This is a genomic window from Streptomyces sp. SM11 (assembly GCF_002910905.1).
Taxonomy (GTDB): Bacteria; Actinomycetota; Actinomycetes; order Streptomycetales; family Streptomycetaceae; genus Streptomyces.
The window spans coordinates 1-1,967 of record NZ_NEUE01000080.1; the positions used below are offsets into that span (position 1 = coordinate 1).

2 protein-coding genes are annotated in these 1,967 nt (G+C 71.7%); both read left to right on the forward strand.

Features of this window, described 5'->3' with window-relative positions:
- The first annotated feature begins 51 nt into the window (after positions 1–51).
- Positions 52–1,173, forward strand: a complete 1,122-nt coding sequence (locus tag B9S58_RS05145) for a DNA alkylation repair protein (protein ID WP_103530945.1) — start codon at positions 52–54, stop codon at positions 1,171–1,173.
- On the forward strand, positions 1,170–1,967 hold a 798-nt coding region (locus B9S58_RS05150), incomplete at its 3' end, for a polyketide synthase dehydratase domain-containing protein (protein ID WP_181009191.1). The genes B9S58_RS05145 and B9S58_RS05150, both read left to right, overlap by 4 nt.

The window sequence follows — 1,967 nt, forward strand, 5'->3', positions numbered from 1 at the left end:
AACCGCAGGACAGGCAACACCCGCACCACAGGAACGAGAGGCGCCAGCACCATGGCTAGCGAGTACGGACTGAAGCGTCACTTCAACGGCGACGCGGCCCGCCTCATCGGCGGTAAGATCCGGGCCGTCCACCCGGGCTTCGACGTGGAGGACTATGCGGCCGAGGTCGAGAAACGGATTCCCGGACTGGAGCTGAAGGACCGCGTGATGGTCCTCGCGGAAGGGCTGCGGACGCGACTCCCCGAGGACTACAGGGCAGCTGTGCCGATCCTCCTCGCGATCCTCGAGGACGAACTCGCCGAGGGCGAGGGCATGTTTAACAGCAGCTGGTTCCTCATGCCGGTGGCCCGCTTCGTCGAGGAGTACGGCCTCCACCACCCCGAGCTGTCCCTCGACGCCATCGAGGAGATCACCAAGCGGCACACCGGCGAGTACGCCATCCGGCCCTACCTCGAGCAGCACTACGAGCTGACTTTGGAGCGGGTCGCCCGCTGGGCCGTCAGCCCCAGTCACAACGTGCGCCGGCTGGCCACCGAGGGCGTCCGCTCCCGGCTGCCCTGGCACCGCACGCTCACCGTCTTCGTCCAGGACCCGCACCCGGTCCTGGAGATCCTCGAACCGCTGCGCAGCGACTCCTCCGAGTACGTGCGCAAGTCCGTCGCCAACAACCTCAACGACATCTCCAAGGACCACCCCCAGGTCGCCCTCGACACTGCTCTGCGCTGGCTGGAGGAGAGCCCCACCCCTGAGACCCGCTGGATCGTCAAGCACGGCCTGCGCACCCTCGTGAAGAAGGGCGACCAGCAGGCCCTGGCCCTCCTCGGGGCGACCGGCGGCGAGCACGTGCTCGTACCCCGGCTGCGGATCTCCCCGGAGGCGGTCACCGTCGGCGACACCCTCGTCATCGACTTCGACATCGAGAACACCGACGACCGCCGGCACAGCCTCGCCATCGACTACGTGGTGCACCACGTCCGCAAGAACGGGCGCAGCATCCCCAAGGTCTTCAAGCTGACCACGCTCGAACTCGGACCCGGCGAGAAGCGCACGCTGAAGAAGTCCCACCCGATCCGAGAGATCCAGACCCGCACGTACTACCCCGGCGAGCACGCCGTCGACATCCAGGTGAACGGCCTCGTGCGGGCCACCGGCCGCTTCGGGCTGCGCACATGAGCGCCCGCCGGATCACCCTCACGGCCGCCGACCCGCTGGTCGCCGACCACCGGATCGGCGGCGTCCCGGTCGTGCCCGCCGCCGCGCAGATCGACGCCCTGCTCGCCGCCCGCGACGCCGAGCGGCCCGACCGGGTGTGGAAGCTGGAGCAGATCGCGTTCAGGGCGCCGCTGACCGTCCCCGGTGCCGAGGCCGGCATCGACGTGGCGGCGGCCGGGGACGGCCGGTACGCGATCCGCTCCGTGCCGTCGGCGCCCGGCGAGGAGCCGGTCGAGCACAGCGCCGCCCGCGTGACCGGCACCCCGCTCCCGCCGCCCCGGTACGTCGACGTGGCCGGGCTCAGGGCTGGCTGCACCCAGCAGGTCCCGCAGGCGGACCTGGCGGCCTGGCGGGACGCGAGCGGCATCGCCTACGGGCCCGCCTACCGCGTCATCCGGTCGGCGCACCGCGGCCCCGGCCGCATGCTGCTGATGCTCCGCGCCGAGGACGGCGCGGACGGCGGGGCGGTGCCCCCGTTCGTACCGCCGCCGCTGCTCGACAGCGTCTTCCAGGCGCTCGGCATGCTCGACGACGGTTCGGCCGGCGCGTGCCTGCCCTGGTACGTCGGCCGGCTGGTGGCCCGCCGCCGGATCTCCGGCACGGTCATCGCCCTGGTCGAGCGGGACGAGCCCGCCGATTCCGGCTCCGGCGACACATCCGCGGGCGCCGTGCGCGGCCGGGCCGTGGTCTGCAACCAGCAAGGGGAGGTACTTCTGGAGCTGGACCGGATCACCCTCAAGGCCGCTGGGCCCACC